The organism is Pseudomonas sp. GNP013, from assembly GCF_054343995.1.
The window spans coordinates 1,506,392-1,519,600 of the sequence record NZ_JBTGUT010000001.1 but is presented as its reverse complement, the minus strand read 5'-3'; the positions used below and the strand labels follow the sequence as shown (position 1 = coordinate 1,519,600).

The 13,209-nt window shown below is 63.9% G+C and carries 10 protein-coding genes; 5 read left to right on the top strand and 5 right to left on the bottom strand.

The window, feature by feature from the left end; all coding sequences use genetic code 11:
- The first annotated feature begins 1 nt into the window (after nt 1).
- Nucleotides 2-1,381 carry a dihydrolipoyl dehydrogenase gene (gene lpdA / locus ACXX81_RS06960; RefSeq protein ID WP_458571400.1) on the top strand — a complete coding sequence of 460 codons (1,380 nt, stop codon included), beginning with the start codon at nt 2-4 and terminating at the stop codon, nt 1,379-1,381.
- 190 nt (nt 1,382-1,571) lie between these two features.
- On the top strand, nt 1,572-2,591 hold the full coding sequence (locus ACXX81_RS06955; RefSeq protein WP_209983059.1) for a branched-chain amino acid aminotransferase: 1,020 nt from the start codon (nt 1,572-1,574) through the stop codon (nt 2,589-2,591).
- Between the two features lie 127 nt (nt 2,592-2,718).
- Here ACXX81_RS06955 and ACXX81_RS06950 read toward each other — a convergent pair whose 3' ends face one another.
- The 5 genes from ACXX81_RS06950 to ACXX81_RS06930 all read right to left on the bottom strand — a co-directional run bounded on the left by ACXX81_RS06950 (nt 2,719) and on the right by ACXX81_RS06930 (nt 8,367).
- Entirely contained in the window at nt 2,719-3,612 is an 894-nt protein-coding gene (locus tag ACXX81_RS06950) for a GNAT family acetyltransferase (RefSeq protein ID WP_322214033.1), read from the bottom strand.
- Nucleotides 3,613-4,275: 663 nt separating this feature from the next.
- Entirely contained in the window at nt 4,276-5,109 is an 834-nt protein-coding gene (locus tag ACXX81_RS06945) for a TIGR03915 family putative DNA repair protein (protein WP_458571399.1), read from the bottom strand.
- On the bottom strand, nt 5,106-6,326 hold the full coding sequence (locus ACXX81_RS06940) for a putative DNA modification/repair radical SAM protein (protein WP_057007625.1): 1,221 nt from the start codon (nt 6,324-6,326) through the stop codon (nt 5,106-5,108). Before ACXX81_RS06940 ends, ACXX81_RS06945 begins: the two co-directional genes overlap by 4 nt.
- Before the next feature lie 100 nt (nt 6,327-6,426).
- Entirely contained in the window at nt 6,427-7,764 is a 1,338-nt protein-coding gene (locus ACXX81_RS06935; protein ID WP_209983065.1) for a lysine N(6)-hydroxylase/L-ornithine N(5)-oxygenase family protein, read from the bottom strand.
- 120 nt (nt 7,765-7,884) lie between these two features.
- On the bottom strand, nt 7,885-8,367 hold the full coding sequence (locus ACXX81_RS06930) for a sigma-70 family RNA polymerase sigma factor (RefSeq protein WP_269325487.1): 483 nt from the start codon (nt 8,365-8,367) through the stop codon (nt 7,885-7,887).
- Nucleotides 8,368-8,649: 282 nt separating this feature from the next.
- On the opposite strand from ACXX81_RS06930, the gene ACXX81_RS06925 reads away from it, so the two are divergent.
- Genes ACXX81_RS06925 through ACXX81_RS06915 form a run of 3 tightly spaced genes read left to right on the top strand, consistent with a single transcriptional unit; the run spans nt 8,650 to nt 13,178 of the window.
- On the top strand, nt 8,650-9,798 hold the full coding sequence (locus ACXX81_RS06925) for an efflux RND transporter periplasmic adaptor subunit (RefSeq protein WP_458571398.1): 1,149 nt from the start codon (nt 8,650-8,652) through the stop codon (nt 9,796-9,798).
- Nucleotide 9,799: 1 nt separating this feature from the next.
- Complete coding sequence (locus ACXX81_RS06920) at nt 9,800-11,773, top strand: MacB family efflux pump subunit (protein WP_209983069.1); 1,974 nt, start codon at nt 9,800-9,802, stop codon at nt 11,771-11,773.
- On the top strand, nt 11,766-13,178 hold the full coding sequence (locus tag ACXX81_RS06915) for an efflux transporter outer membrane subunit (RefSeq protein WP_458571397.1): 1,413 nt from the start codon (nt 11,766-11,768) through the stop codon (nt 13,176-13,178). The genes ACXX81_RS06920 and ACXX81_RS06915 overlap by 8 nt, the downstream gene beginning before the upstream one ends.
- Nucleotides 13,179-13,209 lie beyond the last annotated feature (31 nt).

Genomic DNA, 13,209 nt, shown 5'->3' with positions numbered 1-13,209 from the left:
CATGACCCAGACATTACACACCACGCTGCTGATCATCGGCGGCGGCCCCGGCGGCTATGTGGCGGCGATTCGCGCAGGCCAGCTGGGCATCCCGACCATCCTGGTGGAAGGCCAGGCCCTGGGCGGCACCTGCCTGAACATCGGCTGTATTCCGTCCAAGGCACTGATCCATGTGGCCGAGCAGTTTCAGCAGACCGAGCATCACAGCCAGGGGTCAGTGCTGGGCATCGAAGTGGCCGCGCCAACCCTGAACATTCAGAAAAGCGTGGAATGGAAAGACGCCATCGTCGACCGCCTGACCAGCGGTGTCGCCGCGCTGCTGAAGAAGCACAAGGTGCAGGTGATCCACGGCTGGGCCAGGGTGGTGGACGGCAAGACCGTCGAGGTCGGCGACCAGCGCATCCAGTGCGAGCACCTGCTGCTGGCCACCGGTTCGAAAAGCGTCAACCTGCCGATGCTGCCCATCGGCGGGCCGATCATTTCGTCCACCGAGGCGCTGTCGCCGCAACAGGTGCCCAAACGCCTGATCGTGGTGGGTGGCGGTTATATCGGCCTGGAGCTGGGCATTGCCTATCGCAAGCTGGGGGCGGACGTGAGCGTGGTTGAGGCGCAGGATCGCATCCTGCCGGCGTACGACGCCGAGCTGACGCAGCCGGTGGCCGATTCGCTCAAGCACTTGGGCGTGACGCTGTACCTTCAGCACAGCGTGACCGGTTTTGCCGACAACCGCCTGCAGGTGCGTGATCCGAATGGCGAGACCCTGTCCCTGGACACCGACCAGGTGCTGGTGGCCGTGGGCCGCACCCCCAACACCCGGGGCTGGAACCTCGAAGCGCTGAACCTGGACATGAACGGCGCGGCGATCAACATCGACAGCCGCTGCCAGACCAGCATGCGCAATGTGTATGCCATCGGCGACCTCAGCGGCGAGCCGATGCTGGCGCACCGCGCCATGGCCCAGGGCGAAATGGTCGCCGAACTGATCAGCGGCAAGGCCCGCGAATTCAACCCGGCGGCGATTCCGGCGGTGTGCTTCACCGACCCGGAGCTGGTGGTGGTCGGCAAGACTCCGGAGCACGCCACGGCCGCAGGCCTGGATTGCATCGTGGCAAGCTTCCCGTTCGCGGCCAATGGGCGGGCGATGACACTGGGGTCCAAAAGTGGCTTCGTGCGAGTGGTGGCGCGGCGTGACAACCACCTGATTGTCGGCTGGCAGGCGGTGGGAGTGGGTGTGTCGGAGCTGTCCACCGCGTTTGGCCTGAGCCTGGAGATGGGCGCGCGCCTGGAAGATGTGGCGGGCACCATCCACGCCCATCCGACCCTCGGCGAAGCAATGCAGGAGGCGGCATTAAGGGCATTGGGTCACGCGTTGCACCTGTAAAACCGGAGCGAAGCCATCGCAGGCAAGCCAGCGCCCACCGGGGTAATGCATTCCAATGTGGAAGCTGGCTTGCCTGCGATGGCGATACAGAGGCTGGAGCTGTCCACCCTGTGGCTCCCACACCGGCCAAGAATGCAGTATTGTTGCCACCATCCAGAAAAAACCGACTTGACCAGAGATAGAGGGTGTCATGGGTAACGAAAGTATCAATTGGGACAAGCTGGGTTTTGACTACATCAAGACCGACAAACGTTTTCTCCAGGTCTGGAAAAACGGCGAATGGCAGGAAGGCACCCTGACCGACGACAACGTGCTGCACATCAGCGAGGGTTCCACCGCCCTGCACTATGGTCAACAGTGCTTTGAAGGCCTCAAGGCCTACCGCTGCAAGGACGGCTCGGTCAACCTGTTCCGCCCGGACCAGAACGCTGCGCGCATGCAACGCAGCTGTGCGCGCCTGCTGATGCCGCAGGTGTCCACCGAAGACTTCATCGACGCCTGCAAACAAGTGGTCAAGGCCAACGAGCGGTTCATCCCGCCGTACGGCAGCGGCGGCGCGCTGTACCTGCGCCCGTTCGTGATCGGCACCGGTGACAACATCGGCGTACGTACGGCGCCGGAGTTCATCTTCTCGGTTTTCGCCATCCCGGTTGGTGCCTACTTCAAGGGCGGCCTGGTGCCCCACAACTTCCAGATCTCCACCTTCGACCGCGCTGCGCCACAAGGCACCGGTGCCGCCAAGGTCGGTGGTAACTACGCCGCCAGCCTGATGCCGGGTTCCGAAGCCAAGAAGTCCGGTTTCGCCGATGCGATCTACCTCGACCCGATGACCCACTCGAAAATCGAGGAAGTCGGCTCGGCCAACTTCTTCGGGATCACCCACGACAACCAGTTCATCACGCCGAAGTCGCCGTCGGTGCTGCCGGGCATCACCCGCCTGTCGCTGATCGAACTGGCCGAGACCCGCCTGGGCCTCACCGTGGTCGAGGGCGACGTGTTCATCGACAAGCTGGACCAGTTCAAGGAAGCCGGCGCCTGCGGCACTGCTGCGGTGATTTCGCCGATTGGCGGCATCCAGTACAACGGCAAGATGCATGTGTTCCACAGCGAAACCGAAGTGGGCCCGGTCACCCAGAAGCTCTACAAAGAGCTGACCGGCGTGCAGACTGGCGATGTTGAAGCGCCGGCGGGCTGGATCGTCAAGGTCTGATCCGGCAACACCGCAAAACACTGTGGGAGGGGGCTTGCTCCCGATGGCAATGGGTCAGTCAGCACCTGTATGGACTGACACACCGCCATCGGGAGCAAGCCCCCTCCCACATTTGGTTGCAGCGCTCTCAGGAGGGCGGCGGAATATTCTCGGCAATCTTCTTGCCCATGCTGGTCCTCGGCTCCACGCCATACCCCAGCGCCTCATAGAACCCCACCACGGCCTCATTGCCGCCGCTGATCTGCAGGTTGATCTTCATGCAACCCAGCGCAGTCAACGCCTGTTCCGCATGGCGCACCAGTGAAGAGCCCAGGCCGTGCCGACGATAGTCCGCGTGCACCGCCACCGAATACAACCAGCCGCGATGACCGTCATACCCGGCGAGAATCGTGCCGATCACGGTTTTTTTATCCGTCGCCACGAAGAACAAACCGTCGTTGACCGCCAGCTTTTTATCGATGGCCAGGGTTGGCAGGTTATGCGCGGTGTCGTAGCCAAAGGCTTCCCGCCACAACGCCGCCACCTGTGCACGATGCTGACGGTCGCGATACGGCCCGATGGGGTGGCGCGACGACAGCGCCTTTTCCATCACCAGCGTGCGCTCATTGCCGTGGTAAACGTTGCGTACCGTGTGAAACCCCAGCCGGGTATAGAACGGCTCGGCCGTCAGCGAGGACGGCACACTCAATACCGTTACGCCGGCTTCACGGGCCCGCAGTTCGATTTCGATCATCAGCAGCCGGCCAATGCCCTGCCCTTGCAGCGCCGGGTTGACGAACACCGAACGCACCACATTGCCATCGAGGGCCGCCGTGGCGACGATTGTCTGATCCTGAGTGGCCACCAGCACGACGCGGCGTTCGAGCAGCGCCAGCACCGCCTCGGGACTGAAGTTGCTCGCCACCCGGGCAATCACATCGGCCGGGTAATCCCGCGCATTGCTGCTGTGCAAGGCCGCCAGGACGACCTGGCTGATGCCTTCGGCATCGGCGGTTTGGGCGAGGCGAACGGCGGTAGACATGATTCCTCCTGGCTGACGGCGGTTAAGCAAACACCACAATACCAATGTGGGAGCGGGCTTGCTCGCGAATGCGGCGTATCAATCACTGAAGATGTCCATCAATCCAGCGTCTTCGCGAGCAGGCCGCTTTTATCAAGCACAGAATAACGTGTTGATTTTAAAGCCTTAAATTTCAGACAGCCGCATCACTGTGGCGAGCGGGCTTGCCCCGCGCTGGGCTGCGCAGCAGCCCCAAGACCATGCTCTGCGCAGTGTCAGGTACACCGTGCTCTCCTTGATTGGGGGCGCTTCGCGCCCCAACGCGGGGCAAGCCCCAATGCCGTTCAGTTAAGCGCAGATTCTCTGTGGCGAGCAGGCTTGTCCTGCGTTGGGCTGCGCAGCAGCCCCAAAACCAGACGCTGAGCCGTATCAGGTACACCGCGTTTTGCTTGATTGGGGGCGCTTCGCACCCCAACGCGGGGCAAGCCCCAATGCCGTTGAGTTAAGCGCAGATTCCCTGTGGCGAGCAGGCTTGTCCTGCGTTGGGCTGCGCAGCAGCCCCAAAACCAGACGCTGAGCCGTATCAGGTACACCGCGTTTTGCTTGATGGGGGCGCTTCGCACCCCAACGCGGGGCAAGCCCGCTCGCCACAGAGCGTGCATATCCAGCAGCCTCCCACGGGTTTTAACCCTGCCCGCTCGAGATGCGTTTACCAGGCTTGGCGCCGATCAAACTGGTCTGCCCATCCTTCTGCTTACCCGTGCGCGCTTCGGTGATCAGCCCCGGGATCAACTTGCCCTCCGGCAGATTCTTCCAGAATCGGCTCGGAAAGTGCCCTTCCATGACCTTGGGGTTGAGCCGCGCCGGGTTGAAGATATGGCTGTAATAGGTCAGCCACATGGCGCTGTGCGGGTCGTCGACATTCTGCGCCAGTTGCTGCCACGCCTCGGGGCACTTGCGTTGATGAATCAACTGCTCGCCGTCGTAATACACCCCATCCAGCGGCGTGGCGATCATCCAGCGGTGGCGGCCCATGCGCCCGATAAAGTGCTGGCTGGCCGAGTGCAATATGTCATGGGCCGGTTCGTGCCAGGCCACGTATTCCGGTAACTGCGGACCCGCCTCGGGCGGCAGCGCGATGAAGCGTACGAACGCGTGCAAATGGTGCGCCTCGCGACTCACCTGCTTGATGCGCCGCTGCAACTCACTGCCCAGTTTGTCGCCGGCAAGCATCGCGGTGCGGTCGCCATGGCTGACCCGCCACAACACCTCGTACAGCAGGCTCCAGCGTTGGTCGCCGTGATAACACGCGGCAGACGCCAGCAGGTCGATCAGCGCCTTGGGAATCCGCGCCTGGAACGGCCCCGGCGTGTCGGGAATGGCCTGGTCGGTGGCAAACAGGTCGGCGACTTCCGTCGCGCCCCAGCTCACCTGACTCGGGTCGACCTGATGACTGAGCAGCCAGCGCGCCTGTTCGCGCCAGGTGCTGAACAGGTTGTCGCATTCCAGGCTGATCATCCCCACAGGCCCATTTGCTGCGGCGCCGGGCGGTCGCGCAATTGCTCGCGCAGCAGCACGCTGGTGCTCTCGGCCTGTTGCGGGTGGTAGTCGCTGGTGATGAAAAACGGCTTGGCCTTGGCCAGCACGCAGCGCATGCGCGCCAGGTCTTCAAAGCGGATCTTGCGTTCGCGACGCAGGTCGACCAGCCGCTGGGTGGTACGCAGGCCAATGCCCGGGATGCGCGCGATCAGGGTCGGTTCGGCGCGGTTGAGGTCGAGGGGGAAAACTTCGCGATGCTCAAGCGCCCAGGCCAGCTTGGGGTCGATATCCAGCGCCAGGTCGCCGGGGCCAGCAAGCAGCTCGCCGGCGCTGAACCCGTAGCTGCGCAACAGGAAATCCGCCTGGTACAGACGGTGCTCGCGCATCAGGGGTGGCGCGGCCAGGGGCACGCTTTTCGGGCTGTTGGGGATCGGGCTGAACGCCGAGTAATACACACGGCGCAGCTTGAAATTGCCATAGAGCGCTTCGGCGCCGTGGAGGATGGTGCTGTCGTCGGTGTCGTCGGCGCCGACGATCATCTGCGTGCTCTGCCCGGCCGGGGCGAAGCGTGGCGCGCGGGGTTCGTTGCGCACGGTCTGTTCGCCGGTGTAGATAGTCTGCATGGCCTGCCTGATGGAGACAATCTGCTTCTCCGGCGCCAGGGTGTGCAGGCTGGCTTCGGTCGGCAGCTCGATGTTCACGCTGAGGCGATCGGCATAACGCCCGGCCTCGGCAATCAGGGCCGGGTCGGCGTCGGGGATGGTCTTGAGGTGAATGTAGCCGCGAAAGTCGTGTTCTTCGCGCAGCAACTTGGCCACCCGCACCAGTTGCTCCATGGTGTAGTCCGACGAGCGGATGATGCCGGAACTGAGAAACAGCCCGCTGACGCAATTGCGCCGGTAGAAGTCCAGGGTCAGGGTGACCACCTCCTCCGGGCTGAACCGTGCGCGGGGCACATCGCTGGAGCGGCGGTTGACGCAGTATTGGCAGTCGTAGAGGCAAAAATTGGTAAGCAGTACCTTGAGCAGCGACACGCAACGGCCGTCGGGCGTATAGCTGTGGCAGATGCCCATGCCATTGGTGGAGCCCAGCCCCGCCTTGCCTTCCGAGCTGCGCTTGGGCGCGCCACTGCTGGCGCAGGAGGCGTCGTACTTGGCGGCATCGGCGAGGATGCTGAGTTTTTCGATCAACTGCATGAAAGGCTACCGATACTGGTTTTTTGTACAGTATCAGCGGCCCAACGGTGTCACAAGTACCGTCTGTAGGAGCGAGCGAACTCGCCCCTGCAAAGGGGGATCAACTGGCGGTGGCCAGCAACAGATCCTGGACCGAGCGGCCTTGACCACGATGACGATCGTTTTCATACAACGAAGTGGCAATCTCATCGGCGCGGATCGGCAGCACTGACAGCAAGGTGTCGCTCAAGCCATGGCTGGCCTGGCTGAACCCCTGGATGTATATGCCCGCCTTGCAACGCTCGTCGGTGACGATGCGGTAGTCGCGCGCCACTTCGAAATCGCCCATGTAGGCGTGCAGCGGCGCCAGCAGTTCACGGTGCATCTGGCGCTCGTAGCCGGTGGCGAGGATCACCGCGTCGTAGTGGCTGACGCTGGTTTCGCCGGTGGCGTTGTCGCGCAGGGCCAGTTCGATGCCCAGGGGGCCGGCGCTGGCTTTCTCGACCACGGTCATGGTGCGGAACGTCTGGCGCGCGATGCCCGAGACTTTCTGACGATAGAAGATGCCGTAGATGCGCTCGATCAAGTCCAGGTCGACCACCGAATAGTTGGTGTTCTGGTACTCGGCCACCAGCCGCTCGCGCTCGGCACCGACCTGCTGGAACACCAGGTCGGTAAAGGCCGGCGAGAACACTTCGTTGACGAACGGGCTATCGTCGGCCGGCTTGAGCGCCGACCCGCGCAGGATCATGTCGACCTGCACCGAAGGGAAGCTGTCGTTCAGGTCGATGAAGGCTTCGGCCGCGCTCTGGCCGCCGCCGATCACCGCGATGCGCATCGGTTTGCCCTCGACACACGGTTGCTGGGCCATGCGCGTCAGGTACTGGGAATGGTGGAAGACGCGGCCGTCATCCTTGAGCGCCTTGAACGCATCAGGCACTCGCGGTGTGCCGCCGGCGCTGACCACCACCGCACGGGTGGTGCGCACGTGCTGCTCGCCTTGTGTATCACGGGAGATCACGCGCAGCGCCTCGACCTGCTGCTGGTGCAGGATCGGTTCGATGGCCAGGACTTCCTCGCCGTAGTTGGCCTGGCCCTGAAACTGCCCCGCCACCCAACGCAGGTAGTCGTTGTACTCCATGCGGCACGGATAGAAGGTGCCCAGGTTGATGAAGTCCACCAGACGGTCGTGGGCCTTGAGGTAATTGACAAAGGAATAGGGGCTGGTGGGGTTACGCAGGGTGACCAGGTCCTTGAGGAAGGAGATCTGCAGTTCACTCTGGGTCACCAGGGTATTGCCGTGCCAGCGGTAGTCGGCCTGCTTGTCGAGAAACAGCACGTCCAGTTTACCCTGGGCTTTTTCACGCTCCTGCAGGGCGATGGCCAGCGCCAGGTTCGAAGGGCCGAAACCGATACCGATCAGGTCGTGAACCGCGGGCGAAGCAATTGCCTGTGTCATTCCAGTGTCCTCTGGATAAGCCCCTTGGCGGACGGGGCGGGAATACCGTCAAGGCCTGAACAACAGGCCGTGTGTTGATAGGAAACGAGGACAGTGAAATAAAATTTAACTAACAGCTGATCAGTGCGCGTCCCACTCGCGCATGCGCACGCGGCAGTGCTTCATGGCGTTGACGATGTGTTTTTCCACCAGCGCGCGGGAAATGCACAGGCGCTCGGCGATCTGCAGGTGGGACAAACCGTCGAGCTTGCGCAGCAGGAAACTGTCGCGGCAGGCGCTCGGCAACTCGGCCAGGGCGCGTTCGAGCATGTCCAGGCGCTGGGCCTGATCGTGAGTGGCATGTGGCGAGCCGCTGGCGAAACGCTCCTCGCTGTCGAGCACCTCCAGTGGCTCGACCTGGCGCAGGGCGTTGCGCCGGTGGCCGTCGATCACCAGGTTCAGCGCGGTGCGGTACAAAAAGGCGCGGGGCTGGTCGATGGGCGTGTCGCTGGTGCGCTCCAGCACTCGCACGTAAGCGTCATGCACCACATCTTCGGCCACCTGACGGTTGCCCAGCTTGGCGTTGAGGAAACACACCAGCTCGCGATAGTAGTTTTCCAACATGACTCCCGTCCGTGTCGCGCAGCGATAAGACTCTTGAATAAGAACACCCCTGCAGACGCAAGCTTGTCCGCGCCTGCAGGCAAGCCACCGTGATGGCAGTTTGAGTGCGTGCAATTTATAGTAATTCTCATCTACTTTTAAAGAAGTCTCGCCTTTGACGCGGTTTTTTTTACTCATCGGCGCTGTTACAGCCTGTGTAACCGCCTAAATTTGCGCGCAATGCCCTCGTATAACAGTCAGCTCTCCGCGACTGCGGCCATACCTCCCGGCTGGAACCCACGCATGAAACGCCCTCGCCTCGCCCGACGCGCCCTGCCTGCTGTGGCGTGCCTGATTGCCCTCATCGCGCTGATCACCTGGTACGCCCTGCCGCCGAGCCGCGATGCACTGACTACCGTCACCGTCACGCGTGGCAACATTGAAAACAGCGTCACCGCACTGGGCACCCTGCAACCGCGCCGGTACGTGGATGTGGGTGCCCAGGCGTCGGGGCAGATCCGCGCCATTCATGTCGAGGCCGGCGATCAGGTCGAGGCAGGCCAACTGCTGGTAGAGATCGACCCTTCCACACAAAAAGCCAAACTCGACGCCAGTCGCTACGCCATCGACAACCTCAAGGCCCAACTGCAGGAACAACAGGCCCTGCATGCACTGGCGCGGCAGAAATTCCAACGTCAGCAGCGCCTGGCGGCGGGTAACGCCACGCGCGAAGAAGACGTGCAAGCCGCCAGGGCCGAGCTGAGCGCCACCCAGGCGCGCGTCGAAATGTTCCAGGCGCAGATCCGCCAGGCCCAGGCCAGCCTGCGCAGCGACGAAGCCGAGCTGGGCTACACACGCATTTATGCGCCGATGAGCGGAACGGTGGTGGCGGTGGACGCCCGCGTCGGCCAGACCCTCAACGCCCAGCAGCAGACGCCCTTGATCCTGCGCATCGCCAGGCTGTCGCCGATGACGGTGTGGGCCGAGGTGTCGGAAGCCGACATCGGTCACGTCAAACCGGGCATGACCGCCTACTTCACCACGCTCAGTGGCGGCAGCCGTCGCTGGACCAGCACCGTGCGGCAAATCCTGCCGATTCCGCCCAAGCCGCTGAACGAAACCAGCCAGGGCGGCGGCAGCCCCAGCAGCAAGAGCGGCAGCGGCCGCGTGGTGCTCTACACCGTGCTGCTGGACGTGGATAACACCGACAACGCGTTGATGGCCGACATGACCACCCAGGTGTTTTTCGTCGCAGGTCAGGTCAAGGACGCCCTCACCGCGCCGGTCGCCGCCTTGCACGGCAGCTCGGCCCGCGTGGTCGCGCAGAACGGGCGCATTGAGGAGCGCCAGGTGCGCCTGGGCATCAGCGACCGGCTGCGGGTCGAAGTGCTCGACGGCCTCAGCGAGGGCGATCACCTGCTGATCGGCCCGGTCGACGGCAGCGGAGGTTGAAGTGAACACGCCGCTGATCGAACTCAAGAACATCCGCAAATCCTACGGCGGCGGCGACAGCCCGCAGGTGGATGTGCTGCGCGGCATCGACCTGTCGATCCATGCCGGCGAATTCGTCGCCATCGTCGGCGCGTCCGGGTCCGGCAAGTCCACCCTGATGAACATCCTCGGCTGCCTCGACCGCCCGACCGTGGGCGACTACCTGTTCGCCGGGGAAAACGTCGCGCACCTGGACGGCGATGCGTTGGCCTGGCTGCGCCGCGAAGCCTTCGGTTTCGTGTTCCAGGGCTACCACCTGATTCCGTCCGGCTCGGCCCAGGAAAACGTCGAGATGCCGGCGATCTACGCCGGCATCAGCGCCGCCGAACGTCATGCCCGCGCCAACGCCCTGCTCACCCGGCTGGGCCTGGCCGAGCGCACCGCCAACCGCCCGCACCAGCTTTCCGGCGGCCAGCAGCAGCGGGTGTCCATCGCCCGCGCCTTGATGAACGGCGGCCATATCATCCTCGCGGACGAACCCACCGGCGCCCTCGACAGCCACAGCGGCGCCGAGGTCATGACCCTGCTCGACGAACTGGCCAGCCAGGGCCATGTGGTGATTCTGATCACCCACGACCGCGAAGTCGCGGCGCGCGCCAACCGTATCATCGAGATTCGCGATGGCCTGATCATCAGCGATTCCGCCGACAGCGACAGCAGCGTGCCGGCATCGGCCAACGGCAACGCGCTGCAGGCCGTGGACCTGCGCCAGCGCCTGGCCGACGGCGCCGAACACAACGGCGCCTGGAAGGCCGAACTGGTGGACGCCGTGCAAGCGGCGTGGCGCGTGATGTGGGTCAATCGCTTCCGCACCGCGCTAACCTTGCTGGGCATCATCATCGGCGTGGCATCGGTGGTGGTGATGCTGGCGGTGGGCGAAGGCAGCAAGCGCCAGGTGATGGCGCAGATGGGCGCGTTCGGCTCCAACATCCTCTACCTCAGCGGTACCTCGCCCAACCCGCGCACGCCGCAGGGGGTGGTCAGCCTCAGTGACGTTGCCGCCCTGGCCACGCTGCCTCAGGTGCAGCGCATCATGCCGGTCAATGGCAGCGATGCCGGCGTGCGCTTTGGCAATGTCGACTACATGGCGTATGTGGGCGGCAATGACACCCACTTCCCCGGCATCTTCAATTGGCCGGTGGTCGAGGGCAGCTATTTCAGCGAAGCCGACGAACGCAATGCCGCCACAGTGGCGGTGATCGGCCATCGCGTACGCCAGAAGCTGCTCAAGGATGTCGCCAATCCCATCGGCCAGTACATCCTGATCGAAAACGTGCCGTTCCAGGTGGTCGGCGTGCTGGCGGAAAAAGGCGCAAGCTCCGGCAACAAGGACAGCGACGACCGCATCGCCATCCCCTACACCGCCGCCAGCGTGCGCCTGTTTGGCAGCTACAACCCCGAATACGTGGTGATCGCCGCCGCCGATGCGCGCAAGGTGCGGGAGGCCGAACAGGCCATCAATGAATTGATGCTCAAGCTGCACAACGGCAAGCGCGACTTCGAACTGACCAACAATGCGGCGATGATCCAGGCCGAGGCGCACACGCAGAATACGCTGTCGCTGATGCTGGGTTCGATTGCCGCGATCTCCCTGCTGGTGGGCGGGATCGGCGTGATGAACATCATGTTAATGACCGTGCGCGAACGCACCCGTGAAATCGGCATCCGCATGGCCACCGGCGCCCGCCAGCGCGACATTCTGCGCCAGTTCCTTACCGAGGCGGTGATGCTCTCGGTGGTGGGCGGCCTGTTCGGCATTGCCCTGGCATTGCTGGTGGGCGGTGTGCTGGTGCTGGCCAAGGTGGCGGTGCAGTTTTCGCTGCTGGCGGTGCTCGGCGCGTTTGGCTGTGCACTGGCCACCGGCGTGCTGTTCGGCTTCATGCCGGCGCGAAAAGCGGCCCGGCTCGATCCAGTCAAGGCATTGTCCAGTGAATAAATCTTCGTTTATCCCGCACCTGTCGGCCGTCAGCCTGTGCCTGCTGCTCAGCGCCTGCGGCGGCAACCCGCCGATCGTCGACGGCGGCATCACCGCCCCCGCCGCGTGGCAATTCGCCGAGCGCGATGCGGCCCGGGCGACCCACCAGCGCTGGTGGACGCAGTTTGGCAGCCCGCAGCTCAATCGGCTGATCGGCCAGGCCCGGCGTGACAGCTTCGATGTTGCCGCCGCCATCGCGCGCGTACGCCAGGCCCAGGCGAGCGCCGTGATTGCAGGGGCGCCATTGTTGCCCGAGGTAAAATTCAACCTCGCCACCGGCCATCAGAAACTGCTGCGCGGTAAGGGCGGCCCCGACCTGGATGTGTCGCAGAATGATGATGCCGTCGACAATTTCGGCGCCAATTTCAGCGCCAGCTATGAAGTGGACTTCTGGGGTGGGCGCGCCGCCGCACGGGACAGCGCCCTCTATGGGTTGCGCGCCAGCGAGTCCGACCGGGCCACCGTGGAGCTGACCCTGCTTGGCAACGTCGCCGACCGCTATGCGCAAACCCTGGCGGCACGCGAGCGCCTGCAGATTGCCGAGCTGAACCTGACCAACGCACGCAACGTGCTCAAGCTGGTGCAGACCCGCTACGACGCAGGCGCAGCCACGGCGCTGGAGCTGGCCCAGCAGAAAAGCCTGGTGGCCGGACAGCAGCGCCAGGTGCCCTTGATCCAGCAACTGGCCGAAGAATCGCGGATCAGCCTGGCCACCCTGCTCGGCCAACCGGTGCAGGCTCTGGCGCTGGAGGCCGAACCCTTCCACACGCTGACGTGGCCGAGCATCGGCCCCGGCGTGCCCAGCCAACTGCTGAGCCGGCGCCCCGACCTGGCCAAGGCCGAAGCACAATTGGCGGCGGCCAAGGCAGATGTCAAAGTCGCCCGCGCCGCCATGCTGCCCGCCGTAACCCTGGGTGCCACCGTTGGCTCAGATGCCTACAAGGCCGCAGAGATCCTGCGCAGCCCCTACTACACGCTGACGGCCGGCCTGGTGGCGCCGATTTTCGACCATGGCCGTCTAAGCGCCGAGCGCGACAAGGCCCGTGCACGCCAGGATGAATTGCTGCAAACCTATCGCGCCGCCATCCTCAATGGCTTTGCCGATGTGGAGAAATCCCTGAGCAGCATCACGCGCCTGGACCAGCAGCGCCAATGGCAGGACGAAGAATTACAGCAAGCGCAGACGGCATTGCAGATCGCCGAAAGCCGCTACCAGGCCGGCGCCGAAGACTGGCTGGCGCTGCTTGCGGCCCAGCGCACCCTGTACGCGGCCCAGGACGCGAACGTGCAACTGCGGCTGTCGCGCCTGCAAGCCAGCATCGCGCTGTTCAAGGCGCTGGGGGGCGGCTGGAATACCGACAGTTGATAAACGAATCTCCGCTTTCCTACACAAACCT